Below are 24,778 nucleotides of genomic sequence, written 5' to 3'. Positions count from 1 at the left end.
CTCCAGGTGGATGGGGTATCAGGGCTTGGCGGACAGGGTGACCAGACCGAGTTCGGTCGCGCCCTGGGCCTTGCCCGTCTGTGCGGCCGTGACCGGCCAGGTGAAGGGGATCTTGAGCAGTTCGCGGCCGCCGACTTCGCGCACCGCTTCCACCACGAGGGTGTAGTTGCCCGGGGCGAGTGCCTTGAGCGCCGGCTGCTTGTCGTTGAACGACAGCGCATGCTTGCCGACCGGGCGGGTCGGACCGGTCACGCCGTCCACCGGCACCTCCAGCGTGCGGCCGCTCTTGCGCCACCACTGGCGCAGGTCGGGCAGCCACTTGGTGCCATGGCCCTCGCTGTTGCCGGTCTGCTGGTACCAGACCGACAGGTTGGCGGCGACCTTCTGGTCGGCGCCTTCCAGCCACACGGCCACATAGGGGCGGTGGTATTCGGCCACGTTGAGCTTGGGCACCTCGACATTGATGTCCAGGGTGGTGGCATAGGCCGGCGAGGTGGCCAGCAGGCCGCTCAGGGCGATGGTCAGGGTGACGCGCATGGTGCGGCTCCGGAAGGGGACGGTCAGTGGATGAGGATCAGGGCGATCAGCAGCGGGATCAGCAGGCCCAGGCCGACCAGCGGCCAGGTCATGCGGCGCTGGCGGGCATGCAGGTGCAGCAGGAACAGGCCGGTGATGCAGAACACCAGGCAGGCCACGGCGAAGATATCCAGGAACCAGCCCCAGGCAGGCCCGGCATTGCGCCCTTTGTGCAGATCGTTGAAATAGGACACCCAGCCACGCGCGGTGGATTCGTACTCCACCTCGCCCGTTTCACGGTCGATGCTCAGCCATGCGTCCGCGCCTGGGCTGGGCATGGAGAGATAGATTTCGCCATCGGACCATTCGGCCGGGCGACGCCCGATCGAGATGCCGAGCTGTGCATCCAGCCAGCGGCTGGCCACGCGCGGGATCGGTGCCTTTCCATCGGCGCGGTCGCCCAGCTTGCCGAGCAGGTCGGCAGGCAGTTCCAGCTGACGGCTGACCACCTCCGGCGTGGCTTCGATCCGGGAGGCGTGGTTCAAGGTGATGCCGGTCGCGGCGAACAGCAGCATGCCGATCAGGCACACCGCCGAGCTGATCCAGTGCCACTGGTGCAGCGTGCGCAGCCAGAAGCCGCGGCGTTGTTGTTGCACGCTGGAAGAGGGAGCGCTGGTGGCCACGGTCGGAAGAGAGAGTACTGAGGGGCGAATTACACCATTGATGAGAATGATTCGCAATTTGTAGACAAAGAAGGCAGCGGTCCCTTGCCGGACCGCTGCCCGAGGTCAAGACCGGGCGCGGCGTCACTACGGACGCCGCGCCGGTGTGCCTCAGAACTTGGCGTTCAACGAGATCCAGTAACTGCGCCGCTGGTCCTTGGTGGAATAGTCATCCACGCAGTCGTATTCGCTGTCGCTGATCAGCACGCAGGACTGCGACACGAAGTCCTTGTCGAACAGGTTGTTGACCCGCGCGTTGACGGTCAGCCAGTTGTTGATGTCCCAGCTGCCGCCGAGGTGGAAGATCGTGTAGTCCTCGTAATAGCGGGTCTGCGAGCTGCTGACGCCGCCGACATTGCTGACCAGCGTGTCGCGGTAGCGGTCGTAGCGGCCTTCGCCGATCAGCGACAGGCTCACCGCCTCGCTGATCTGCCAGTTCAGGCTGGCATTGGCCATGTGTCTGGCCGGGTTGCCGGTGATTGGCAGGCCCTTGCCGGTGCCGCTGGTCTGCTCGCTCTTGGTCCAGGTGTAGTTGCCGCGCAGCTGCAGGTTGTCCAGCAGATCGACCTGGGCCGCCGCCTCGACGCCGCGGGTTTCGGCCTTGTCGATGTTCACGCTCTGCCCGAAGGTGCTGTAGCCCAGCTCGGCCCAGCCCGGGCCGATGTCCACGCAATAGCTGCCATCGTTGGGGGCCACTTCGCAGTTGGCGAAGGTGCCGCCGCTGGCGATCTTGTCATCGAACTTGTTGAGGAAGCCGGTGACGTTGAAGCCCCAGCGATCGCCTTCGTAGTACGCGGCGATTTCGTAGTTGGTGCTGGTCTCCGGCTTCAGGTTGGGCGAGCCGACCAGCGGGGTCACACCCTGGCCACCGAAGCCGACGATGCCGGGGAACAGCTGGTCCGGGCGCGGTGTCTTGTAGCCGGTGCTGACGCCGCCCTTGAGGGTCCAGGCATCGTTGGCGTTCCACACCAGGTAAGCGCGCGGGCTGACGTGGCTGCCGAAGATGTTGTGGTCGTCATAGCGCACGCCGACCGTCGCGGTCAGGCTGTCGGTCAGCGACCAGTTGTCCTCGGCGAACAGCGCCCACATGCGGTGCTGCTGCTTCACGTTATCTTTGTAGCCGGCCCCATCCATGCCGAACACGCCGTCGACCATGTCGGTGTCGTTGTACTGGCCGCCCACGGTCAGCTTGTGCGCACCGAAGGTGAGGTCGAGCATCGTGTCCAGCACGTTGCCCTTCAGCTCCATGGTGCGCAGCGGGCGTGGCAGGAAGGCCTGCAGGCGCGCCATCTCGGCCGGGTTGAGCGCGCCCAGTCCGTTGCGTGCACCGGCAGCGCAGTTGGCGGCGGCGCCGGTGCGGCGGCAGACATCATTCCACAGCGTCTGCAGATCGGCGCGTTCGTCCAGCGTCAGCGGCAGCGAGCGGCCGAGGTTGTTGCTGGTGATGTGGGTCAGGGTGGTCTGCCAGGTACCGAATTCATAACGGCCCTGATGGGTCAGCGCCAGCTGGTCGCGCTCGTAACGCTGGTAGGCGGTGTAGCCCACGCGCGGCTGCACCACGCGGCGGGTGACGTTGCCGGGGCCGTTCGGGTTGGGGATCGTGGCATTGCCCACGCGCCACAGGCTGGCCAGGCTGTCCAGGGTGCCGGTCTGGCCTTCGCTGTTGTCGTACTTCTGGCGCGACACGTCGTAATCCAGCCACAGCTCGTGGTCGTCATTGACGATGAAGTTCAGGCGCATGCCCGCGTTCCAGTTCGTGTTGGCCACCGCCTTGCCACCGGCACCGAAGCCGATGCTGCGCGACCACATCGTGCCGTCCGGCAGCGGCAGGTCATCCCATTCCGGGTTGGAGGCCTTGGCGTCGTAATAGCTGCCGCGCACTGACACGCCCAGACGGTCCTTGACCAGCGGGCCGCTGAGGTAGACATCGGTGCTGCGCGCGTCACCGAACTGGTCGTCCTGCTGCACCGTGAAGCCCTGGGTGACCGCGCCATGCCACTCGGCCTGGTTGCGGCGGGTGATGATGTTGATCACCCCGCCCATGGCATCGGAGCCATACAGCGTGGACATCGGGCCGCGCACCACTTCAATGCGTTCGATCGCATCCAGCGGCGGCATGTACGAGAACTGGCCACCGCCGAAGTTGTTCGGGTACAGGTTGCCGGCGTTGCTCTGGCGGCGACCGTCGATCAGCACCAGGGTGTAGTCCGAGGGCATGCCGCGCATGGAGATGGTGGCGCGGCCGTTCTTGTCGGTCGGTTCCATGCCCACGTCGATGCCTTCCACGTCGCGCAGCGCATCCACCAGGCTGGTGTAGGGGCGCTTGCTCAACTCTTCGCGGCTGATCACGCTGATGCTGGCCGGTGCATCGGCGATCTTCTGTTCGAAGCCGGCGGCGGTGACCACTACCTTGTCCAGCGTGGTCGGAGCGGCGGCGTCGCCGTGGGCGAAGGCCGGGGCGCTCAGCGCACCGAGCAGGGCGAGGGACAGCGTGCAGCGGGACAGGGACGTGCGACGACGATGGCGCTGGGCCATGGGGGCAACCTCGGAAGGGAGAAAACGGACGCGACGTGGCAGGCCGCAGGGCGGCAGCACGCGCAGGAATCAGGAACGCCCGGGGCGGGCGCAACGCGCAGGACCGGAGGCGGGCACGGTGGCGCCGCCGAAGGTCGGAATCAGCCCTGCGGTGGGGCTTGGCCGCGCTGCACGCGCAGGCCGGGTGCGGCAGGCAGCGGCGTGGCCGGTGCCGAGTCAATGGCTGGTACGACCCGCGGCGGCTGTGCCACCAGTGTGGCCATCAGCGCATCCAGCGATTCCACGACCGGCGGCAACGCGGGCGGCAGCGGCGGCGTCGCGGCAGGGCGCGCGCTGGCGACCCGGCGCGGCTTGGCCGGGGCTTCTTCCTGTGCGGTCTCACCACCGCCGGCCGGGTGCTCGCCCATTGGCATCTGCAGGACCATCACAGTGCTGCCCGGGGCGGCCCGTTCCAGCACGGGCAGGCCGGCCAGCAGCAGCGACAGCAGGCCAAGCCATGCCAGCACGCTCGACAACGCCTGCTGCCGCCCGCGCATGGCGGGAGCAAAGCTGCGGTGGCGGTGTGGATGGCGCAAGGCGGGCCCCTGTGAATGGCCAGTCGATCAGCCGACCAGCAACGCGGCGGGATTGTAGGTGAGATTCGTTAGCGGACGCAAATGAGAATGATTAATGATTTCGGTCCCTGCGCGTCCGGAGCGCAGGAATCAGCTGACCAGCGCCCGGATCGCGGGATGCGGAGAGGCCGCCAAGGTGGGGCGCACGTGAGCCAGAAACGACGGGCTCCCGTGTGCAAGTGCGCGACGCAGCCAGTCCGCCGCACCGTCGATATCACCGGCGGCGAGCAACAGGGAGGCATGGCTGGCCTGCCCGCGGAAGTCGCCGGCCTCGGCCGAACGCAGGTACCAGGCCGGTGCCGCACGCGGATCGGCCGGTACACCGATGCCGTCTTCCAGACAGCGGCCGACCAGGTTCATCGATTTCGCATGGCCCAGCCGTGCCGCGCGCAGGTACAGCGCGAATGCGGCGGCGTCATCGCGCGGCACGCCGCGGCCGGTGCCGAGCAGGTTGGCCAGGTTGTACAGGCCCCAGTCCAACTCGGCATCCGCTGCCTTGCCGTACCAGACCGCGGCCAGTGCCAGGTTGATCGGCGTCCCGGTGCCGAGTTCGTGGCAGCGGCCGAGCATGTTCATGGCGAGGGGCAGACCACCGTTGGCGGCGCGCTCGAACCAGAGCACGGCCGCCGCCGCATCGGGCGCGATCCCGCGCCCTTCCATCCGGGCCTGCCCGAGCAGGAACTGCGCCTGTGGGTCGCCGCGCTGCGCGGTCGCTTCCAGCGTGGCGAGCGCGGCGGCCGGATCGTGCTGCAGCTGGTCGGCCAGTGCTGCCAGGTCGAACGCGGGCAGGGCCGGCTCAGACATCGGCCCACTGCCGCAGCAGGTTGTGATACACGCCGGTGAGATTCACCAGCGCAGGGTGTTCGGGGTGGTCATGGGTGAGGCGGCGGATCGAGACATCCAGGTCCCACATCAGGCGCCGCTGGCCGTCATCACGCAGCATGCTCTGGATCCAGAAGAACGAGGCCAGCCGCGTGCCGGCGGTGACGGGGGTAACCTGGTGCAGGCTGGTGCCCGGGTACAGCACCATGTGGCCGGCCGGCAGTTTCACCCGCCGGTTGCCGTAGGTGTCTTCGATCACCAGCTCGCCACCCTCGTACTCATCCGGGTCGCTCAGGAACAACGTGGCCGACAGGTCGGTGCGCACCGGCTGCGGCTGGCCGGGGGCGGTGTAGTCGTAGCGCACGGCGTTGTCCACATGGAACCCGAAGGTCTGCCCCGGCTGATAGCAGTTGAACAGCGGCGGGAAAATGCGACGCGGCAACGCGGCCGAGAAGAAGGTGCTGTTGCGGCCGAGTGCATTGAGGATGGCCGAGCCGACCGCACGCGCGGCCGGATCGGACTCGGGCAACTGCAGGTTGTGCTTGGCCTGCGCGGACTGGTAACCCGCGGTCAGGCGGCCGTCGGTCCAGCCGGCCGTGGCCAGCTGCTGGCGGGCCTGGGTGACCTGCTCGGCGGTGAGGACGTCGGGAATGTGCAGCAGCATGGTGGGCTCCAGCCCCCTCCCGCGCCGGGACACGGGAGGGGGCGTATCGCTTAGAACTTGAAATTGAAGGCCAACGTGGCCGAGCGGCCCGGCGCGATGGCGGCGTAATGCGAAGCGTACGCCTTGGTGAAGTAGGTTTTGTTGGTCAGGTTCTGCACGTTCAACTGCAGGTTGTAGCGCTCGCTGAAGGCGTAGCCGACCATCGCATCCCAACGGGTATAGGACGGCACCCACTTGGTGTTGTTGACGTTGCCGTAGACCTTGTCCACGTAGTTGGCACCGGCGCCCAGGCTCAGGCCCGGCACGAACGACGGCGCCCACGTGGTCCACAGGCTGGCGCTGTGCTTGGCGGTGTTGGGGAACGCGTTGCCGTTGAACGGCGATGGCACGTAGACCCCGTTGACCAGCGCAAAGCCGTTGTCCTCGACCACGGCATCCAGGTAGGTGTAACCACCGAAGACCTGCCACCCCTCCACGATCGTGCCGCTGAAGCCGAGTTCGGCGCCCTTGACCTTCTTGGTGCCAGCGTTCTGCGTGGTGCCCGCATCGCTGGTCACGCGCGCGTTGCTCATCTCGGTCTGGAAGATCGCACCGGTCAGCGACAGGCGGGCATCGAACAGATCCCACTTGGTGCCCAGCTCGATGTTGCGGCTGCGCTGCGGCTTGAGATCCTGGATGGTCGCGCTGATGCCGTCGGCGCCATCACCGCCGTCCACGCCGACCGGGGTGGAGGAGGTGCCCCAGGACAGGTAGATGCTGCCGATGGCGACCGGCTTGAACACCAGGCCGGCCTGGCCGTTCCAGAACGAGGTGTCGTTGCGCAGGTGCTGCAGGTTGGCCGCGGCCGTCGGGTTGAACTGATGCGTGTTGTAGTCGTCGAAGCGCGCGCCCAGGTTCAGCATCCACTGCTCGCTGAAGCTGATCGTGTCGAACACATAGGCCGACTTGGTGCGGGTGGTCTGACGCACGTCGCGGGCCGGGTCGCTGCGGGTGACGGTATGCGTGGCCGACCACGGATCGTTCGGGTTGGGGTGGGTGAGGTCGGTGCAGTTGTAGCCGGTGGCCGCGCCGGTGGTCGGGCAGCTCTGGTTGCCGGTCAGCGGGTTGTTGGTGCCTGCGGTGGTCTGGCCATTGGGGCGGCGCACGTCGGCGATCGCGTAGGTGCCGCGCACGGTCTTTTCGCTGCTGTATTCCACGCCGGCGTTGAAACTGTGGCGCAGCGGGCCGGTCTCCAGCTCACCGGTAACGCTGGTCTGGTTGACGAAGCTGTCGGTCTGCGTGGCGCGCGCGTTGGTGCGGCGCCAGACGGTGCCGAACAGGTTCGGATTGCCCTTGCTGTCGTCCGGCTGGGTCCACAGGTAATCGTTGCTGGTGTCCCCGTAGCGGGTGATGTTGCGCAGGACGATGCCGCCGAAATCATGCGACAGGTTCAAGGTGGTGATGTCCGCCTTGGTCTTCTGGAAATCGCGGTCGACCAGGCCGTAGAACGCGTCGCGGTTGGTCACGATCGGGCTGCCGTCGCCATTGAGCGCCAGGTTGGGGCCGCTGGTGAACGGGTTGTTGTACGGGAAGCCGCCGGCATCGGGCAGGTCGTCGGTTTCCATGTGGTAGTGGCTGATCACCGCCTGGGTCGGGCCGTTCAGACCGAACGCCAGCGACGGCGCGATGCCCCAGCGGCTGCTGTTGACTTCGTCACGGCCGGCCACGTCGGCCTCGTGCTTCATGATGTTCACACGCGCGGCGATGCCGTCGCCGATCAACTGGTTGGCATCGAGCGTGCCGCGGTAGTAGCTGTCCGTGCCGGCGGCCAGGCTGCCGGCCACGAAGTTCTCCAGCTGGGGCGTCTTGCTGACCAGGCTGATGGTGCCGCCGGCTGAACCGCGGCCGGAGTAGGCCGAGCTCGGGCCTTTGACCACGTCGATCTGCTCGATGGCGAACACTTCACGTGTCTGGCTGCCGGCGTCGCGGATGCCATCGACGTAGATGTCCGAGGCCGAATCGAAGCCGCGGATGAAGGGACGGTCACCGGTCGGGTTGCCGCCTTCGCCGGCGCCGAAGGTGATGCCCGGCACGGTGCGCAGTGCATCGAGCAGGGTGGTGGCGGCGGTCTGTTCGATCACCTGCTGGGAGATCACGCTGACCGACTTGGGCGTATCCAGCAGCGGCGCGGTGAATTTGGACGATTGCGCACGCACGCGCTCGCCGTGGACGTCGACGCCATCCAGTTCGGTGGCGCGCTGCGGATCGGCAGCGTCGGCCTCGGCATGGGCGATGGCGGGGGCGGCGATGGCCAGCAGCAGGGCGGACGACAACGGAGTCGGGCGGACGGTCATGGTGATTCCTGGCAGGACGGACGAAGGCCGGACAGCGTGTGGCGGTCACGGCGGAGCGGAGGCAGGTGGGGAAAACGGGCAGACGGCCGACGGCGGCGCGATGGCGCGGGCGTGCGCGGGCAGCGACGCGCAGCGTCGCCGCCGGAATCAGGCGTGGGGCGGGGCGTGGCCGGGGTTGAGCCGCAGCGAAGGTTCCAGCCGCTGCCAGCGCAGCGCGTCGGACGGCCACAGCGGGACGACGGCGATCCAGGGCGTGCGGCGCAGCTGGGGCAGTACTGCCGGCGGGCTGGGCTCGGGGTCGGCACCGGTCTCCGCCGCCAGGGTCGGCTCGGCAGGAAGCTCCGGTGCAGGCGTGGATGGCGCCGATGCCTGGCGCGCGCTGTCGGCGCCCAGCAGGCCCGCGGTGTGCGCCGCCGCCGGCGCCGACCCGGCGCTACCGGAGCCGCCAGCCGTCAGCCAGCCGCAGGCCAGCAGCACCACGCAGAACGTGGCCCACAGGGCGGCGAGACCAAGGGCGGAGCGGTTGGCGGACACGGCTTACCGGGCAGGAGCGGCCAAGTGACCGCAATGCCTATGGTAATAGGAACAATTCGCGTTTTCAAAACGCCCGCGTTCAGGCCGGCTCAGTCGCGGTCATCGCGGGCCCAGACGGCGTCGTGTTCCCGCTTGACCGGGAACTTCGCCACCGGCGAATAGGCCGGCGCGCAGAGGGCAGCGCCGTCACGCACGTCGAAACGGGCCCCGTGCAGGACGCACTCGATGCTGCCCTCGCCGGTATCGAAGGTGCCCGACGACAGCTCGAACTCATCGTGGGTGCACTGGTCTTCGAGTGCGTACAGTTCCCCGTCCAGGTTGAACACCACGATCGGCGTCCCGGTCACTTCGTCGAAGGTGCTCTTCATCTCGCCGGGCAGCAGCTCGGCGCTGGCGCAGACGAAGGTCCAGGTCTCGCTCATGCCGGCACCGCCAGCGGCTTTTCCAGGATCTCGAAGCGCAGATCGTCGCGCTTGGGGATGCCGAAACGCTCATCCCCATACGGGAAGGGCTTCTTGATGCCGGTGCGCTGGTAGCCGCGGCGCTCGTAGAAGGCGATCAGCTCGTCGCGGACGTCGATCACCGTCATCTGCATGACCGGCACGCCCCACTCGCGCGCCGCGTGGGCCTCGGCGGCCAGCATCAGCTGCTTGCCGATGCCGCCGCCCTGCTGGGACGGGTCGACCGAGAACATGCCGAAGTAGCCCTTGCCGTGGTCATCGGCCACGTGCGCGCAGGCCAGCAGCTGGCCATCGCGCTCGGCCAGCAGGATGGTCGAGCGTGGCTTGGCGAGGTCGGCCTGCAGGCCGTCGGCATCGATGCGGGCGCCGTCCAGCAGGTCGGCCTCGGTGGTCCAGCCGGCCCGGCTGGCATCGCCACGGTAGGCGGAGGTGACCAGGGCGATCAGGGCGGGGATGTCGGCGGCAGTGGCCGCGCGGAAGGTCAGGGTGCTCATGGCGCCATTTTAGGCCCGCAGGGGGCGCTACGGAAATGTGCGGGGCGCGCCATGAAAAACGCCGTGGCAGGCCACGGCGTTCGAGTGGGGCGCAGTCTGGCGCGGGCTCAGCCCAGCAGCTTGCGCACCTTGTTGAGCGCCACGATGAAGCGCTCGATTTCCTCATGCGTGTTGTAGAACGCCAGCGAGGCACGGCAGGTGGCGGCGACGCCGTAGTACTGCAGCAGCGGGTGCGCGCAGTGCTGGCCCGAGCGGACCGCGACGCCTTCCAGGTCGAGCAGGGTGGCCAGATCGTGCGAGTGCGCGCGGTCCACCAGGAAGGAGACCACCGCCGCCTTGTCCGGCGTGGTGCCGAAGATGCGCAGGCCGTCGATCCTGTTCAGCTCTTCGGTAAAGTGCGCCAGCAGCTCGCCTTCGCGGGCTTCCACATGCTCCAGGCCCAGCGACTCGAGGTAATCCACCGCCACGCCCAGGCCGATGAAGCCGGCGATGTTCGGGGTACCGGCTTCGAACTTGTGCGGGGCGTCGTTGAACACGGTGCCTTCGAAGCTCACTTCCTTGATCATCTCGCCCCCGCCGAGGAACGGCGGCATGGCATCAAGGTGTTCGCGCCTGGCCCACAGGGCGCCGGTGCCGGTCGGGCCGCACATCTTGTGGCCGGTGATGGCATAGAAGTCGCAGCCGATCGCGGGGATGTCGACCTTGCGGTGCGGCACGGCCTGCGAGCCGTCCACCACGGTGACGATGCCGCGCTTGCGGGCCTCGCGGCAGATTTCGCGGACCGGGTTGACCGTGCCCAGCACGTTGGAGACATGGGTGACGGCGAGCAGCTTGACCTCGGGGGTCATCGCCGCGCGCAGCGCGTCCAGGTCCAATGCGCCCTCCGGGGTGATCTCGGCCACGCGGATTGTCGCGCCCGTGCGCTGGGCGACCAGCTGCCACGGCACGATGTTGGCATGGTGCTCCATGCGCGAGACGAGGATGACATCACCGGCCTTGAGCCGCGGCAACGCCCACGAATACGCGACCAGATTGATCGCGAAGGTGGTGCCACTGCACAGCACCAGCTCGCTGGCACGGACATTGAGAAAACGCGCCAGCTTGTTGCGTGCGCCTTCGTAGGCATCGGTGGCCTCGGTGCCGAGCGCATGCACCGCGCGGCTGACGTTGGCGTTGTAGCGGCGGTAGAACTCGTCCACCGCGCCGATCACCTGCACCGGCTTCTGGCCGGTGTTGGCGTTGTCGAAGTACACCAGCGGCTTGCCGTGCACTTCGCGCATCAGCAGCGGGAAGTCCAGGCGCACGCGGTCCCAGTCGGGCGCGGTGCCGGTATCGGCGGCCGGGCGCGGCGTGGACAGGTTCATGCCACGCCCGCCACGGCCAGCGCACGGCTGAGCTGGGCGGTGAGCTGCTCGGTCAGGCGTGCGTCGAGGACGTTCAACGGTTCATGGCAGAACGCGGCGCTCAGCAGCTGCTGTGCACGATCGGCCGGCAAGCCGCGCGAGCGCAGGTAGAACAGCGCGTTGGCATCAAGCTGACCAACCGTGGCGCCATGTGCCGCCTTTACTTCGTCGGCATCGATCACCAGGGTGGGCTGGGTATCGATCTCGGCATCGGCCGACAGCAGCAGGTTCTTGTTGGAGAGGTTGGCGTCGGTGCCATCGGCGCCTTCGCGGATGTGGATGCCGCCGTGGAAGACCACGCGGCTGCGGTTGGCGGCGACGCCACGCCAGACCATTTCCGAGGCGGTATCGCGCGCGATGTGCTCGATGCCCAGGCGCGTATCGACATGGCGGCGGCCATTGCCGAGCAGCACACCGTTGGCGGTCAGCTGGGCGTTGTCGCCTTCCAGGCGGACGTTGAGCTCATGGCGGCTCAGTGCCGCACCCAGCTCCAGGTCCACGCGGCGGTACTGCGCGTTGCGGGCCAGTACGGCGTCGGTGCGCAGCAGCGAGGTGGCGCGGGTGGCATCGGCCTGCACGCGGGCGTGCGAGAGCACGGCATCCTGCGCGAGGTGGACGTGCACCAGGGTGTTGTCCAGGTGCGCGGCATCACCGACATGCAGGTGATGCTCGACCACGCCCAGCGCGGCACCGCTGCGCAGTTCGATCAGGTGGCGATGGTGCCAGGACAGATCGGTCTCGCCGGCCACGCTGATGAAGACCAGCTGCAGCGGCGCCTCGACCTGCACGCCTTCTTCCACGCGCAGCAGCACGCCTTCATCGGCGAGTGCAGCGTTGAGACGGGCGAATACTTCCTCGCTGCGCTCGAAGCGACGGCCAAGGAAACGGGCGGCTTCATCGCCGGCGGCCAGCGCCGAGGACAGTGTGGCCAGCTGCACACCGGCCGGCACCGCCGCGACATCGCTGAGCGCGCCGGACGGGCGGCCATTGACGAACACCAGCCGCGGCGACGGGATGTCGGCCAGCAGGGCGGCATCGACCACGGCCGGGGCGAGCGGGGCGGGCTGGAAGCTGCGACGCTCCAGCTGGCGCAGCGACGTGTATTTCCAGGCTTCGGTACGCGGGTCGGGCAGGCCGGCCTGCAGCGCGGCATCCAGCTCGGCGCGACGTGCATCGCTGCCGCAGAAGCCGCTGGCGAGGGAATCGAGCAGGGCGCTCATCAGACCGCTGCCTCCGGCACCACGCGGTCCTTCAGGAAGTGGTAGCCATGGGCTTCCAGTTCCAGGGCCAGTTCCGGGCCGCCGCTCTGCACGATCCTGCCATCGGCCAGCACGTGCACCACGTCCGGCTTGATGTAATCGAGCAGGCGCTGGTAATGGGTGATCACGATGAAGGAACGGTCCGGCGAACGCAGCGCGTTGACGCCGTCGGCCACGCTCTTGAGCGCATCGATGTCCAGGCCGGAGTCGGTTTCATCCAGGATCGCCAGCTTCGGCTCGAGCACGGCCAGCTGGAAGATCTCGTTGCGCTTCTTCTCGCCACCGGAGAAGCCTTCGTTGACGCCGCGGTGCAGCAGTTCGTCCTTCAGGTGCAGCACGGCCAGCTTCTGGCGCACCAGCTTGAGGAACTGCATCGAATCCAGTTCTTCCTCGCCGCGCGCCTTGCGCTGGGCGTTGAGCGCGGCGCGCAGGAAGTAGGTGTTGTTCACGCCCGGGATTTCCACCGGGTACTGGAAGGCCAGGAACAGGCCGGCGGCGGCGCGTTCTTCCGGCGCCAGCTCGAGCAGGTCACGGCCTTCGAACTGCACGCTGCCTTCGCTCACGTCATAGCCGTCGCGGCCGGCCAGGACATTGCCCAGGGTGGACTTGCCGGCGCCGTTGGGGCCCATGATGGCGTGCACCTGGCCGGGCTTCACGTCGAGCGAGAGGCCCTTGAGAATCTCTTTTTCGCCGATGCGTGCGTGGAGGTTGTCGATCTTCAACATGTCGATAATCGTCTTGTCAGATAGGGAAACTGGAGGCAGCGCGACTCAGAGGTCGTATTCGCTGCGCTCGAGGAATTCTTTGCGCAGGTAATCGGTGCGGGTTTGAGTCAATGCAGTCTTGGCCCCGGAATAGAGCATCGGGTACATCGAGCCGTACAGCATGCGCGGGTCTTCATCCTTGCCAACCGGGTACTGCGCTTCCAGATCGGCATCGCGCAGCTGCACCCACAGGCGCTGGGCGGCTTTGAGGTTGGCCAGCGCCACCGGTGCATCGGCCAGCTTGCCCACCACCTGCCGATACACCGCGTTCAACGCGGCGTCGGCTTCTTCGAACCCTTCGTTGGCGCACTCATTCATCTGCATCTGCGTGCTCAGGTCATCGCAGGCCGATTCGGCAGACGCCGGCGCCGCAGCCCCAAGCAGCAGGGCCAAGGTCAGCACGCTCTTCATCCGACCGAGCCTTCCAGGCTGACTTCCAGCAGCTTCTTGGCTTCCACCGCGAACTCCATCGGCAGCTCGCGGAACACCTGCTTGCAGAAGCCGTCGACGATCATCGACACCGCGTTTTCCTGGTCGATGCCGCGGGCGCGGCAATAGAACAGCTGGTCGTCGGAGATCTTGGAGGTGGTGGCCTCGTGCTCCACCGTCGCACTCGGGTTCTTGACCTCGATGTACGGGAAGGTGTGCGCGCCGGAGGTCTTGCCGATCAGCAGCGAGTCGCACTGGGTGTAGTTGCGCGCGCCGTCGGCGTTGCGGTCCACCTTGACCAGGCCGCGGTAGGTGTTCTGGCCACGCCCGGCACTGATGCCCTTGCTGACGATCTTGCTCTTGGTGCGCTTGCCGATGTGGATCATCTTGGTGCCGGTGTCGGCCTGCTGGCGATGGTGGGTCAGCGCCACCGAGTGGAACTCGCCCACCGAGTCGTCGCCCAGCAGCACGCAGGACGGGTACTTCCAGGTGATCGCCGAGCCGGTTTCCACCTGGGTCCAGGTGACCTTGCTGCGCGCGCCCCGGCATTCGGCACGCTTGGTGACGAAGTTGTAGATGCCGCCCACGCCGTTCTCGTCGCCCGGGTACCAGTTCTGCACCGTGGAGTACTTGATCTCGGCATCTTCCAGCGCGACCAGCTCGACCACTGCGGCGTGCAGCTGGTTCTCATCGCGCATCGGCGCGGTGCAGCCTTCCAGGTAGGACACGTACGCCTTGTCTTCGCAGATGATCAGCGTGCGCTCGAACTGGCCGGTGTGGCCGGCGTTGATGCGGAAGTAGGTGCTCAGCTCCATCGGGCAACGCACGCCCTTGGGGATGAACACGAAGCTGCCATCGGAGAACACCGCCGAGTTGAGTGCGGCGAAGTAGTTGTCGCCGACCGGCACCACGGTGCCCAGGTACTGTTTGACCAGCGCCGGGTGCTCCTTGATCGCTTCGGACATGGAGCAGAAGATCACGCCCTTCTCGGCCAGTTCCTTGCGGAACGTGGTGCCGACGGAGACCGAATCGAACACCGCATCCACGGCCACGCCGGCCAGCTTGGCGCGCTCATGCAGCGGCACGCCGAGCTTGTCGTAGGTATCCAGCAGTTCCTTGGGCACGTCGTCCAGCGAGGCGTACTTCGGGCCCTTCGGCGCGGAGTAATAGCTCAGCGCCTGCAGGTCGATCTGTGCGATCTGCAGCTTGGCCCAGTCCGGCATCGGCATGGTCAGGAAGTGGCGGTAGGCGTCCAGGCGCCACTGCGTCATCCACTCCGGCTCGTCCTTCTTGGCCGACAGGGCACGGATGGTGTCTTCGTCCAGGCCGGGCGGCAACGAGTCCGATTCGATGTCCGTGATGAAGCCGGCCGAATACTTGCGGCCGAGCTGCTCATGGATCTCGCGGTTGGGGGTATCGCCGGTGGCGACGGTATCGAGGGTATCGGTGGCCATGGGGGCTGCCTGATCAGGAGACGACATCCGCCGCGATCGCGCGGCGGTGGGCGTCAACAAGGGGAAGAGGGGGCAGGATCTGCGCCAGGGTGACCGCGCGCAGCGCTTCGGACACCACGTCGTTGATCATCCGCCAGCTGCTGCGGGCGCCGCACTGCAGCTCGCGGCCGCATTGGCTGTGGTCGTGGGCGCACTCGGTCAGGCCCAACGGCCCTTCCATGGCTTCCACGATCTCGAACAGCGTGATCTGGTCCGCCGCGCGGGTCAGCCGGTAGCCGCCGCGCACGCCGCGCAGGCCTTCCACCAGCCCGGCCTGGGCCAGAGGCTTGAGAAGCTTGCTGACGGTTGGCGGTTCCAGACGGGCGAACTCGGCCAGTTCGGTGGCACTGAGCACCTCGCCCGGGCGGGCGGCGAGTACGGTCAGCACGACGGTGGCGTAATCGGTAAGCTTGGTGACGCGGAGCATGGTGGGGGCAGAACCATAAAGCGGACTGAAATTGTACGCTTTTCTCCGCCGGCATCCAACCCGCCCGTTCAGGCGCCCGCAGGGCGGCCTTTGAGGCGTATTGAACCGCATCGCTTTGGCAATCACAAAGATTAAGCGAGAATCGGGGCTTCCCACCGCAACGGTCAGCCAGATGCCCAAGAAGATCCAGGCCCGCAAGTCCACCATCCATGGCAATGGCGTGTTCGCGCTGGCGCCGATCAAGAAAGGTGAGCGGGTCATCCAGTACAAGGGTCTGCTGCGCAGCCACGCCGACGTGGATGCCGACGACACCGGGGATGTGGAGAGTGGTCATACCTTCCTGTTCACCCTCAATGACGACTACGTCATCGATGCGAACTACAAGGGCAATGATGCGCGCTGGCTCAACCACAGCTGCGAGCCCAACTGCGAAGCGGTGATCGAGGAAGCCGAGGGCGACAACCGCCGCGAGGACAAGGTCTTCATCGAGGCGATCAAGGATATCCAGCCGGGCGACGAGCTGACCTACAACTACGGCATCACCCTGGCCGAGCGTCACACCGCGCGCCTGAAGAAGATCTGGGAATGCCGCTGCGGCTCTAAAAAGTGCACCGGCACGATGCTCCAGCCCAAGCGCTGACCGCGCCGGCGGTCACCGGCCACGTGCGCCGGTGACTGCGCCGACACGCTGTGCACATCCTGGTCACCGTCGCCCAATGCATGCCTGGCCACACTGAAGGCTCCTACTTACTGGAGCCGCTCAATGGCACATGCACTCAACGGCAAGCACATCGCGATCCTCGCTACCGATGGTTTCGAACAGTCCGAGCTGCAGGAACCCAAGCGACTGCTGGAGTCCTGGGGCGCCTCTGTGAAGGTGATCGCCCCCGGTGACGCCAGTCAGATCCGCGGCTGGAAAGACAAGGACTGGGGCGAGAACGTGAAGGTCGATGCCCCCTTGAAGGGCGCCAAGGCCGACGACTACGACGCGCTGGTCCTCCCCGGCGGCGTGATCAATCCCGACAAGCTGCGCATCGATACCGACGCGGTGGTCCTGATCAAGGCCTTCGGCGCCGCGGGCAAGCCGGTTGCTGCGATCTGCCACGGGCCGTGGCTGCTGGTCGAGTCCGGCCTGGCCAAGGGCCGCAAGGTGACCTCGTGGCCGTCGCTGAAAACCGATCTGGGCAATGCCGGTGCCGAGTGGACCGATGCCGAGGTGGTGGTGGATGGTGGCCTGATCACCAGCCGCAAGCCGGGTGACATCCCGGCGTTCGCCGATGCCGTGGCCAAGGCGCTGGCCGCTTGATGGATGCACGCACCGACCGTGGGTCGGTGCCATTTCCGGTTACTTGCTCAGCAAGCCTGCCGGCACCAACGCACCGAGGTCCTGGTTGAAGGTGACCACCAGCTTGCCGTTCTCTACCTGCGCCGACTGCACCTGCAGCGTGCCCAGGACCGCCGCGACCGTCGGGTCGATCTTGTAGATCGGCTCGCGCCGGGCGTAATCGACCAGCCAGGTGTTGAGCAGGCCACGCGTGCGCGAATCGAGCTTGCCGCCATTGTTGGCCGGCGTGAAGTCATCGACCGTCGGTTCCTGCAGGTGGAAGCCCTGGGTCTGCGCGTCATAACGCAGGCCACTGCTCAGCTTGACCTTGCCCAGCGGGGCGGGGTTGCCGCCGGCAGTGGCCATGGCGATGTCGAAACCCAGATCCAGGCGGTTGCCTTGCGGCAGGGTGAGCTGGGGATGGCTCATGGTCATCGCGATCAGGCCGCCCAGCGCGTCCTGCGTGCGCGGGAAACTGCCATCGAGGTACTGCTGCACATCGGTGGCGCCCACCGACAACTGACGGCCGGAAATGCTGGGCGCGGCCTGCGCGCCGATGGCGGCGGCCAGCAGCACGGTGCAGGCGGCGAGGCGGGACAACAGCGGGCGAACGTTCATGACGGCAGGCCGTGCGGGAATGAGACGCCAACAATAACGCGCGCGGCTGAATCCAGCTTTGACGCGTGCGGGTGGTGGGCTCAGGGCGCGCCCTGGATCGATTCCAGCGCGGCCAGCACCTCGTCCAGCTGCGGCTGCAGCACGGTCAGCGGGTGGCTGGGTTCATCGGCATGGCGCTGGGCGAGATCGCGCAGCAGCTGGGTGGCGACGATCGCCGCGGCCCGTTCGTCTCCGCTGAGGCCGGTGTTGCGCCGTGCGATTTCCAGCAGGCGCATCCAGTCCTGCTGCGCACGATGCTCCAGCTCGATGGTGCAGCGCCCGCTGCACTGCAGGCCGTCCTTTTCGATCGGGGTGACGGTGATGCGGTAACGCTGGGAAGAAGAGCTGGCCATGGCTGCCTGCGCGGTGGGGGACAAGGCCACCATAGGCTGCGATCCGCACCGCGACGACAGGCGCGGTCGCACGCAGTGTTCCACCCTGTGCGTTCCGGCCGGTCCTGTCATCGCGTGGATCACGGCAGGACAGGCATCTGCGCGGGAAGGGCGCGCCGTTGATGGCTTTGGAAACGCTGTGTTTCGCCAGCGTCGGACCCACCCGCCGCCTCGATGGGATGGCAGAACCTCCAAAAAAAACGGGACGGCGTGAGCCGTCCCGTCGGGTGCTGCAGGAAGCGCGCAGATTAGAGCGCGGCGTCCTTGAGCTTCTTGAGCGGACGCACCTTCAGCTTGGTCGACGCCGGCTTGGCGGCAAACCACTGCTCTTCCTTCGTGAACGGGTTGATGCCCTTGCGCTTCGGCTTGGCCGGCACGCTGACGGTGGAGATCTTCAGCAGGCCCGGCAGGGTGAAGCTGCCAGCGCCCTTCTTGTGCACCGAAGCGGCGACGGCGCCTTCCAGCGAGGCGAGCACGGCGCGCACGTCCTTGGCGACAACGCCGGACGCTTCAACGATGTGTGCAACCAGACCAGACTTGCTCAGCACTTCCTTGATCGGCTTGGGAGCGGCCGGCTTCGCGGCTGCCTTCGTAGCGACTTTCTTTACTGCCTTCTTCGGGGCAGCCTTCTTAGCGGTCTTTGCCATGGTTTCCTGTTCCGTGAACGGTTGGTTGTTTGGTCGCGCCGAACCCCGTCGGCAAGCGAAATGTAGGGCAACTGTGGGGCGCCGCCAATAGGCAGACGCATAAAAATTCGTGATTTCCACGCCCTTCGTTACCGCGGTGCATCAGGTCATAGCCAAAAAACAGGGTCCGCCCTCGCGGCGGGTGCCATCGGTCATGGACCGTCGCACCCCGACTGTCGCACGAAAACCACTTGAAAACAGCATCCATCCTGATCGCCGATTCAGCTGGGGGCGACACCCGGCAGCAGGCTGGCGGCGGCCAGACACGGTGCTAACGCGGACCGGTCTAGGCTGGCCTGGCCATTCATCCCGCAGGAGATCAACGATGGGTATTTCGCGTCATGCCACCGCGCATTGGGAAGGTGACCTCAAGACAGGCAAGGGACAATTGAGCACGCCCCAGAGCGGCTTGATGGACAAAACCCGCTATGCCTTCAGCAGCCGCTTCGGCGATGAGAAGGGCACCAACCCGGAAGAACTGATCGCCGCCGCACACGCCGGCTGCTTCACCATGGCGCTGTCGGCCAAGCTCACCGAAGCCGGTTTCGTGCCGACCTCGCTGGATACCGAAGCCAAGGTCGACCTCTCGATGGAAGGTGGCCCGCAGCTGTCGCAGATCACGTTGAAGGTGAAGGCCGTGGTGCCGAACATCGAGGCCACCCAGTTCCGTGCCATCGCCGATGACGCCAAGCAGAACTGCCCGGTCTCCAAGGCGCTCAGTGCGGTGCCGATCACGCTGGAAGCCGAACTGGCCAGCTGATCGGCGCACGATTGGTGCACAGGCAGATTGTGATGGGAAAGCGGCCGCCGCATAGTCGCCGCTTTCCTTTTGTGGGGTGTCTGCATGCGTCCGACTGCTTTCGCTGCCCTGATGGCCTGCCTGCTGGCGGGGACCGCGCAGGCCGATGTCCGCCTGTTGACCGCCGCCACCATCCACACCGGCGATCCGGACGCGCCGACCGCCACCGCGCTGGCATGGGAGACCGAGACCGGGCGCGTGCTTGCCGTCGGTGACCGGCAGGCGATGCTCGAGCTGTATCCACTGGCGGCGCTGACCGACGTCGGCCAGGCGACCGTGATCCCGGGCCTGATCGACGCGCACGCGCACCTGATGTTCCTCGGCAGCACCCTGATGCAGGCCGACCTGACCGGCGCGACCAGCACTGCCGACATCGTCGCGCGCCTGCAGCGCTTTGCGGCGGAGAACCCCGAGGGCTGGCTGCTGGGCAGTGGCTGGGACCAGAACCGCTGGCCGGGCAAACAGTTTCCGACCGTGGCCGATCTCGACGCTGCATTCCCGGACCGCCCGGTCTGGTTGGGCCGCATCGACGGCCACGCCGGCTGGGGCAACAGCGCGGCACTGCGCGCGGTCGCCCAGCGCCCCGGGCAACGCGCGCTGAAGGGCAACTGGCAGCCTGCAGGTGGGCGCATCGTGCGTGATGCCAAGGGCCAGCCGAGCGGGGTGTTCATCGATGAAGCGATGACCCTGGTGCAGGCGGCGATACCGGCCCCGGGCGAGGCCGCACGCGAGCAGATGCTGACCCGCGCGCTCGACAAAGCAGTCAGCCAGGGCCTGACCGGCGTGCACGACATGGGCGTATCGCGCGCCGATCTGGCCCTGATGCGCCGCTTCGCCGACGCCGGCAAGTTGCCGCTGCGCATCGATGCCTATGCCGATGGCAACAGCGAAGCATTGGCCGATCTGTGCGCGAACGGGGCCTACCAGCACGCCGGCGGCCGGCTGGAAATGCGCGGGGTCAAACTGTTTATGGATGGCGCGCTGGGCAGCCGCGGTGCGGCGCTGTTGGCAGATTACAGCGATGACCCGCACAACCGCGGCTTGCTGGTCACCTCACCTGAGGACTTCGAGACCGCCGTGCGCAAAGCCGATGCCTGCCATGTCCAGGTCGCCACGCATGCGATCGGCGACCGCGGCAACCGGATCGCGCTGGATACCTATGCACGGGTGCTCGGCGAGCGCCGCAGTGGCGACCATCGCTGGCGCATCGAACATGCGCAGGTGGTTGCGCTGGAGGACATTCCGCGCTTTGCCCAGCTCGGCGTGATCGCCTCGATGCAACCTACCCACGCCACCTCGGACATGGGCTGGGCGCAGGATCGGGTCGGGCCCGAGCGCATCCTTGGTGCCTATGCGTGGCGACGGATGCTGGCCTCCGGTGCTCGGCTTGCGCTGGGGTCGGATTTCCCGGTGGAGCAGGTGGATCCCCGCCTGGGCCTGTATGCCGCCGTCACCCGCCAGGACCGTGCCGGCCAACCGCCGGCGGGCTGGCAGCCCGATCAGCGCCTGACCGCGGCCGAAGCGCTGCGGGGTTTCACTGCCGACGCCGCGTGGGCAGGCCATGACGACGCCCAGGTCGGCCGGTTGCAGCCCGGCCTGCGCGCGGATTTCGTGGTGCTCGACCGCGATCCACTCAGCGTCGCCCCCGCCGAACTGGCCGACCTTCAGGTGCGCTCGACCTGGGTCGATGGCGCACCGGTGTACGACGCGGCGCGTTGACGCGCCGCCGCCGGGATCACCAGTCCAGCGTGCCGCGGATGACGGTCTGCACCTGGCCGCCGGACCAGACATCGCCATGGTCATCGATGCGCAGGGTCAGGCGCGCATCGTGGCCCACTTCGCGGCCCTGGCTGACGACGTAGCCGTGCGCGGTGCCGGGCAGCGCATCGCGGCTGTCCAGCCAGGCAGCCAGCACCGCATTGGCCGCACCGGAGGCGGCGTCTTCAAAGCGGCGACCGTTGCCGACGAACGCACGCACCGCCAGATCCCAGGCCTGGCCCTGGCTGCGCGCATAGGCGAACACGCCCATGCTGTCGGTCGCTTCGGCCAGGGTGGCCACGGCATCCCAGTCCGGGGTGAGTGCGCGCAGGGCCGCTTCGTCTGCCAGTTCAACCACCCACCAGCTGCGGCCACCGGCCATGCGCGCCGGCGGCAGGCTGCCCAGCGGCCACCCGGTCAGCGCGGCCTGCAGGCGGGGATCGTTGGCGGTCGTCACTTCGGCCACCGCTGCACGCGGCGTGCGGATCGCAATGGTGCGGGTAGCGCCGCTGCCGTCCACGCGCAGCGGCAGCGCTCCGGCGATGCCATCCTGGACCAGCACGCCCTCGACCGGCGCGGCCACGCCCAGTTCCAGCACGGCATGGGCGGTGCCCACGCTGGGGTGGCCGGCGAACGGGACTTCCTTCTGCGGGCTGAACATGCGGATGCCGTAGCTGGCACCGGGTGCCTGCGGGGGAAACACGAAGGTGGTCTCCGGCAGCCGGGTCCAGCGGGCGATGGCCTGCATCGCTGCCTCGTCCAGGCCCTGTGCATCGAGTACCACGGCCAGCGGGTTGCCGGCGCCGGGGTAGGGCGAGAACACATCCAGCTGCAGGAAACGACGGGAGGTCATGGCGATGCGCTCAACGAAAAACGGGCGGGCAGCTTACCAATCGGGGCTGCGTTCCGGGCCGTGACCGGCGCCCCGCGCACCGGCGACCGGCCAAATCCGCCCGGCCTGGGCCGCCCGGGCCCTGCAACGGCCAGGCTTGGCATAGAATCGGGGGTTCGGCCCGGCGTGCCGGGCGATTCCCCTCACTACCCAAACCTCCACCTCCATGTCAGCTTCCCCCCTTGTCGATCGCTGGATCGTACTGAAGTTCGGCGGCACCTCCGTGTCGCGTCGTCACCGCTGGGACACCATCGGCAAACTGGCGAAAAAACGGGCGGAAGAAACGGGCTCGCGCGTGCTGGTGGTGGTGTCGGCGCTGTCCGGGGTGACCAATGAACTCACCGCGATCGCCGATGGCGCCGCCGACAGCCGCGACCGCGTCGCGGCGCTGGTCGCGCGCCACCGCGCGTTCCTGACCGAGCTGGAGCTGGATGCCACCGCGCTGGACGTGCGTCTGGACGCGCTTGCCGGGCTGCTGGACGATCCGCGTGCCGCCGGGCGGCCGCTGGAGTGGCAGGCCGAGGTACTGGGCCAGGGCGAACTACTGTCCTCGACCGTCGGTGCGGCCTACCTGCGCGCCAGCGGTCTGGATTTCGGCTGGATGGACGCACGCGAGTGGCTCGATGCGCTGCCGCCGCAGCCCAGCCAGAGCGAGTGGTCGCAGCGCCTGTCGGTGAACTGCCAGTGGCGTGCCGAGGCCGATTGGGCCGCGCGTTTCCGCGCCCAGCCGACCCGCATGCTGATCACCCAGGGCTTCATCTCCCGCCACGCCGATGGCGGCACCGCCATCCTCGGCCGTGGCGGTTCGGATACCTCGGCGGCGTACTTCGGTGCGCTGCTCGGCGCCAGCCGCGTGGAGATCTGGACCGACGTGCCGGGCATGTTCAGTGCCAACCCGAAGGACGTGCCGGACGCGCGCCTGCTGACCCGCCTGGACTATTACGAGGCGCAGGAAATCGCGACGACCGGCGCCAAGGTGCTGCACCCGCGTTCGATCAAGCCGTGCCGCGACGCCGGGGTGCCGATGGCGATCCTGGATACCGAGCGTCCCGAACTGCCGGGCACCAGCATCGACGGCAATGCCGCAGCGGTGCCTGGCGTGAAGGCGATCAGCCGCCGCAACGGGATCGTGCTGGTCTCGATGGAAGGCATCGGCATGTGGCAGCAGGTCGGCTTCCTGGCCGACGTGTTCGGGCTGTTCAAGAAGCATGGCCTGTCCGTTGACCTGATCGGTTCGGCCGAGACCAACGTGACCGTTTCGCTGGATCCCTCCGAGAACCTGGTCAGCACCGACGTGCTGGCCGCGCTGTCGGCCGACCTCTCGCAGATCTGCAAGGTCAAGATCATCGTGCCGTGCGCGGCGATCACCCTGGTCGGCCGCGGCATGCGCTCGCTGCTGCACAAGCTCTCGGACGTGTGGGCCACCTTCGGCCGCGAACGCGTGCACATGATTTCGCAGTCGTCCAACGATTTGAACCTGACCTTCGTGATCGACGAGGCGGATGCGGACGGGCTGCTGCCGATCCTGCACGCCGAGCTGATCGACAGCGGCGCAATGCCGGTGGAAGAGGGCGAAGTATTCGGCCCGCGCTGGCGCGAGATCGCCGGCACCATCCGCCCGCGCGAAACCGCCTGGTGGCGGGGCCAGCGCGAGCACCTGCTGACGCTCGCCCAGGCCGGTACGCCGCGTTACGTCTACAACCTGCCGACGGTGCGGGCGCGTGCGCGCGCGCTGAACGCGATCAAGGCGATCGACCAGCGTTACTACGCGATCAAGGCCAACTCGCACCCGGCCATCCTGGAAGTGCTGGAGCAGGAAGGCTTCGGCCTGGAGTGCGTCTCGCACGGCGAGCTCAAGCACGTGTTCAACACGCTGCCGACGCTGTCGCCCAAGCGCGTGCTGTTCACCCCCAGCTTTGCGCCGCACGCCGAATACGATGCCGCGTTCGCGCTGGGCGTCACCGTCACCCTGGATAACGTGGAAGCGCTGCAGCGCTGGCCGGAATTGTTCAGCAACCGCGAGCTGTGGCTGCGCGTGGACCTGGGCCGTGGCGAAGGTCACCATGCCAAGGTCCGCACCGGCGGCAAGGACTCCAAGTTCGGCCTGCCGATCGCGCGCGTGGATGAGTTCGTGCGCATCGCCGGCGAGCTGGGCACCCGCGTGGTCGGCCTGCATGCCCACCTGGGCAGCGGCGTGGAAACCGCGCAGCACTGGCGCCTGATGTGCGATGAGCTGGCCGGGTTCGCCCGCCGCATCGGCAGCGTCGAGACCATCGATATCGGCGGTGGCCTGCCGATTCCGTACAGCGCCGACGACGAGCCCTTCGATCTGGACGCGTGGGCCGCCGGCCTTGCCGAAGTGAAGGCCGTGCACCCGGCGTTCCGCCTGGCGATCGAGCCGGGCCGCTATCTGGTGGCCGAGTCCGGCGTGCTGCTGGCCCGGGCCACCCAGGTGGTGGAGAAGGACGGCATCCGCCGCGTCGGTCTGGATGCGGGCATGAATACTCTGATGCGTCCGGCCCTGTACGACGCCTGGCATGACATCGAGAATCTCAGCCGCCTCAGCGGCTACTCCGAAGCGATGTTCGATGTGGTCGGGCCGATCTGCGAATCCAGCGATGTGTTCGGCAAGCGTCGCCGCCTGCCGGCCTCGACCGCGCCGGACGATGTGATGCTGATCGCCGACGCCGGCGCGTATGGCTACGTCATGGCCAACACTTACAACCAGCGCGAGCTGCCGCGCGAGGACGTCATCGATGATGGCCCGTGACCGCTGCCTGCCGCCTTTCAAACCGGATAC

The 24,778-nt window shown here is 67.4% G+C and carries 25 protein-coding genes; 5 read left to right on the top strand and 20 right to left on the bottom strand.

The features are described 5' to 3' along the window. Positions 1-18: 18 nt before the first annotated feature. The 16 genes from POS15_RS12800 to POS15_RS12725 all read right to left on the bottom strand — a co-directional run bounded on the left by POS15_RS12800 (position 19) and on the right by POS15_RS12725 (position 15,470). Positions 19-537, bottom strand: a complete 519-nt coding sequence (locus tag POS15_RS12800) for a DUF2271 domain-containing protein (protein ID WP_102789113.1) — start codon at positions 535-537, stop codon at positions 19-21. A 23-nt stretch (positions 538-560) separates the two neighbouring features. Further along, positions 561-1,199 (bottom strand): PepSY-associated TM helix domain-containing protein, encoded by a 639-nt coding sequence (locus POS15_RS12795; protein ID WP_343312257.1) that lies wholly within the window; start codon positions 1,197-1,199, stop codon positions 561-563. A gap of 150 nt (positions 1,200-1,349) precedes the next feature. After that, on the bottom strand, positions 1,350-3,773 hold the full coding sequence (locus POS15_RS12790) for a TonB-dependent receptor (protein WP_284128260.1): 2,424 nt from the start codon (positions 3,771-3,773) through the stop codon (positions 1,350-1,352). Between the two features lie 140 nt (positions 3,774-3,913). Then, the gene (locus POS15_RS12785) at positions 3,914-4,348 is read right to left on the bottom strand and encodes a hypothetical protein (RefSeq protein WP_284128259.1); all 435 of its coding nucleotides are present in this window, start codon (positions 4,346-4,348) and stop codon (positions 3,914-3,916) included. A gap of 129 nt (positions 4,349-4,477) precedes the next feature. Next, the gene (locus tag POS15_RS12780) at positions 4,478-5,191 is read right to left on the bottom strand and encodes a tetratricopeptide repeat protein (protein WP_284128258.1); all 714 of its coding nucleotides are present in this window, start codon (positions 5,189-5,191) and stop codon (positions 4,478-4,480) included. Next, positions 5,184-5,873, bottom strand: a complete 690-nt coding sequence (locus POS15_RS12775) for a Fe2+-dependent dioxygenase (protein WP_284128257.1) — start codon at positions 5,871-5,873, stop codon at positions 5,184-5,186. Before POS15_RS12775 ends, POS15_RS12780 begins: the two co-directional genes overlap by 8 nt. A 50-nt stretch (positions 5,874-5,923) precedes the next feature. Continuing rightward, on the bottom strand, positions 5,924-8,206 hold the full coding sequence (locus POS15_RS12770; protein ID WP_284128256.1) for a TonB-dependent receptor: 2,283 nt from the start codon (positions 8,204-8,206) through the stop codon (positions 5,924-5,926). A 147-nt stretch (positions 8,207-8,353) separates the two neighbouring features. Next, positions 8,354-8,740 carry a hypothetical protein gene (locus POS15_RS12765; RefSeq protein WP_284128255.1) on the bottom strand — a complete coding sequence of 129 codons (387 nt, stop codon included), beginning with the start codon at positions 8,738-8,740 and terminating at the stop codon, positions 8,354-8,356. A gap of 89 nt (positions 8,741-8,829) precedes the next feature. Further along, positions 8,830-9,162 (bottom strand): non-heme iron oxygenase ferredoxin subunit, encoded by a 333-nt coding sequence (locus tag POS15_RS12760; RefSeq protein WP_019185665.1) that lies wholly within the window; start codon positions 9,160-9,162, stop codon positions 8,830-8,832. Continuing rightward, positions 9,159-9,695: a GNAT family N-acetyltransferase gene (locus POS15_RS12755; protein ID WP_019185666.1), complete on the bottom strand. Its 537-nt coding sequence runs from the start codon at positions 9,693-9,695 to the stop codon at positions 9,159-9,161. Before POS15_RS12755 ends, POS15_RS12760 begins: the two co-directional genes overlap by 4 nt. A gap of 107 nt (positions 9,696-9,802) precedes the next feature. Beyond that, complete coding sequence (locus POS15_RS12750) at positions 9,803-11,059, bottom strand: cysteine desulfurase (RefSeq protein ID WP_284128254.1); 1,257 nt, start codon at positions 11,057-11,059, stop codon at positions 9,803-9,805. Continuing rightward, positions 11,056-12,318, bottom strand: coding sequence for a Fe-S cluster assembly protein SufD (gene sufD / locus POS15_RS12745; protein WP_284128253.1), 1,263 nt, complete (start codon positions 12,316-12,318; stop codon positions 11,056-11,058). The genes POS15_RS12750 and sufD overlap by 4 nt, the downstream gene beginning before the upstream one ends. Beyond that, complete coding sequence (gene sufC / locus POS15_RS12740) at positions 12,318-13,082, bottom strand: Fe-S cluster assembly ATPase SufC (protein WP_019185669.1); 765 nt, start codon at positions 13,080-13,082, stop codon at positions 12,318-12,320. The genes sufD and sufC overlap by 1 nt, the downstream gene beginning before the upstream one ends. Before the next feature lie 45 nt (positions 13,083-13,127). Continuing rightward, the gene (locus POS15_RS12735) at positions 13,128-13,532 is read right to left on the bottom strand and encodes a lysozyme inhibitor LprI family protein (protein WP_019185670.1); all 405 of its coding nucleotides are present in this window, start codon (positions 13,530-13,532) and stop codon (positions 13,128-13,130) included. Further along, positions 13,529-15,004, bottom strand: coding sequence for a Fe-S cluster assembly protein SufB (gene sufB / locus POS15_RS12730; RefSeq protein WP_284128252.1), 1,476 nt, complete (start codon positions 15,002-15,004; stop codon positions 13,529-13,531). The genes POS15_RS12735 and sufB overlap by 4 nt, the downstream gene beginning before the upstream one ends. Before the next feature lie 13 nt (positions 15,005-15,017). Further along, entirely contained in the window at positions 15,018-15,470 is a 453-nt protein-coding gene (locus POS15_RS12725; RefSeq protein WP_026070170.1) for an SUF system Fe-S cluster assembly regulator, read from the bottom strand. A 172-nt stretch (positions 15,471-15,642) separates the two neighbouring features. On the opposite strand from POS15_RS12725, the gene POS15_RS12720 reads away from it, so the two are divergent. Both POS15_RS12720 and POS15_RS12715 read left to right on the top strand, forming a co-directional pair. Then, on the top strand, positions 15,643-16,110 hold the full coding sequence (locus POS15_RS12720) for an SET domain-containing protein-lysine N-methyltransferase (protein ID WP_019185673.1): 468 nt from the start codon (positions 15,643-15,645) through the stop codon (positions 16,108-16,110). Positions 16,111-16,233: 123 nt separating this feature from the next. After that, positions 16,234-16,776: a type 1 glutamine amidotransferase domain-containing protein gene (locus POS15_RS12715; RefSeq protein WP_284128251.1), complete on the top strand. Its 543-nt coding sequence runs from the start codon at positions 16,234-16,236 to the stop codon at positions 16,774-16,776. A 39-nt stretch (positions 16,777-16,815) separates the two neighbouring features. Here the strand turns inward: POS15_RS12715 and POS15_RS12710 are convergent, their stop codons facing one another. The 3 genes from POS15_RS12710 to POS15_RS12700 form a co-directional block, all read right to left on the bottom strand. Continuing rightward, complete coding sequence (locus POS15_RS12710) at positions 16,816-17,412, bottom strand: DUF1439 domain-containing protein (RefSeq protein WP_284128250.1); 597 nt, start codon at positions 17,410-17,412, stop codon at positions 16,816-16,818. Positions 17,413-17,492: 80 nt separating this feature from the next. Next, complete coding sequence (locus POS15_RS12705) at positions 17,493-17,804, bottom strand: DUF3861 family protein (protein WP_026070171.1); 312 nt, start codon at positions 17,802-17,804, stop codon at positions 17,493-17,495. A gap of 287 nt (positions 17,805-18,091) precedes the next feature. Next, complete coding sequence (locus POS15_RS12700) at positions 18,092-18,490, bottom strand: HU family DNA-binding protein (RefSeq protein WP_019185677.1); 399 nt, start codon at positions 18,488-18,490, stop codon at positions 18,092-18,094. A 364-nt stretch (positions 18,491-18,854) separates the two neighbouring features. Here POS15_RS12700 and POS15_RS12695 point away from each other — a divergent pair, with 364 nt between their 5' ends. Together POS15_RS12695 and POS15_RS12690 are read left to right on the top strand one after the other, a co-directional pair. After that, positions 18,855-19,289 carry an OsmC family protein gene (locus POS15_RS12695; RefSeq protein ID WP_070426802.1) on the top strand — a complete coding sequence of 145 codons (435 nt, stop codon included), beginning with the start codon at positions 18,855-18,857 and terminating at the stop codon, positions 19,287-19,289. A gap of 84 nt (positions 19,290-19,373) precedes the next feature. Further along, positions 19,374-21,047, top strand: coding sequence for an amidohydrolase (locus POS15_RS12690; protein ID WP_284128249.1), 1,674 nt, complete (start codon positions 19,374-19,376; stop codon positions 21,045-21,047). A 16-nt stretch (positions 21,048-21,063) separates the two neighbouring features. Here the strand turns inward: POS15_RS12690 and POS15_RS12685 are convergent, their stop codons facing one another. Continuing rightward, complete coding sequence (locus tag POS15_RS12685) at positions 21,064-21,939, bottom strand: PhzF family phenazine biosynthesis protein (RefSeq protein WP_284128248.1); 876 nt, start codon at positions 21,937-21,939, stop codon at positions 21,064-21,066. Positions 21,940-22,144: 205 nt separating this feature from the next. Between POS15_RS12685 and POS15_RS12680 the strand changes: the two genes are divergently transcribed. Further along, entirely contained in the window at positions 22,145-24,748 is a 2,604-nt protein-coding gene (locus tag POS15_RS12680; protein WP_019185681.1) for a bifunctional aspartate kinase/diaminopimelate decarboxylase, read from the top strand. The last annotated feature ends 30 nt before the right edge of the window (positions 24,749-24,778 follow it).

Source organism: Stenotrophomonas sp. BIO128-Bstrain (genome assembly GCF_030128875.1).
GTDB lineage: Bacteria > Pseudomonadota > Gammaproteobacteria > Xanthomonadales > Xanthomonadaceae > Stenotrophomonas > Stenotrophomonas bentonitica_A.
Note: the sequence above shows the minus strand (reverse complement) of the source record. Positions and strands in the feature narration are given on the sequence as shown.